Annotated in this window: 2 protein-coding genes; both read left to right on the forward strand. The window is 44.6% G+C overall.

What is annotated here, in order from left to right; genetic code table 11:
* Positions 1-321, forward strand: a 321-nt coding sequence (locus tag A3751_RS02390) for a DbpA RNA binding domain-containing protein (RefSeq protein ID WP_197466123.1), incomplete at its 5' end; no start/stop codon positions are given.
* 213 nt (positions 322-534) lie between these two features.
* On the forward strand, positions 535-673 hold a 139-nt coding region (locus A3751_RS21680; RefSeq protein WP_082863005.1), incomplete at its 3' end, for a hypothetical protein.

Raw genomic sequence — 673 nt, forward strand, 5'->3', positions numbered from 1 at the left:
CTTGAACGACTCGCCGACGAACGTCAGCAGGAGCTAGAGTTTCTTGATGTTAGTAGCTTTAAAGCAAAAGGCGATTATCCTCAAGCGGACTGGGTAAGTATTGAAGTGTCTGGTGGTAAGCGAGATAAAGTGCGCCCAGGTGATTTGCTAGGAGCTCTGACAGCAAAGGGCGGCTTAGATGGTTCTGATGTAGGAAAAATTCGCATTGTGCCAAACGCGAGTTTTGTTGCCGTAAAAGCAGATTTAGCGAGAAAAGCGCTGAACATGCTCAATGAGGGCAACATTAAAGGCCGCAAGTTTCGAGCGCGTAAACTGAAGTAACCCGTGTTCATTTTCTCGCTCGATATAGAGTCATAGCGCTCAAGCTGTTTTAGTTCGACTTGACCAAGGTCATTTACTCCCGCCATCAGGCGGGTGTTTGGTTGCGCAAGCCAAAAAATCTGTACTATCTTGAGTCTGTTAATGGTTTTCGAATTGTATACGGTGCAGTTCTGTAGCGTGTATTTGAGATTTATTTTGGCTGGGAGGTCTGTCATGACAGAAGAGCCAAGTGAAATAGATAAACCGATTTCTCGCGAAGAAGAGCGGAATGCTTTTTGGTTTATAGCGATATTTTTCTTTCCTATCTTAAGTTCGGTGCTCGTAGGTGGCTACGGATTTATCATATGGATTA

The sequence above is a fragment of the Oleiphilus sp. HI0080 genome, from assembly GCF_001635135.1.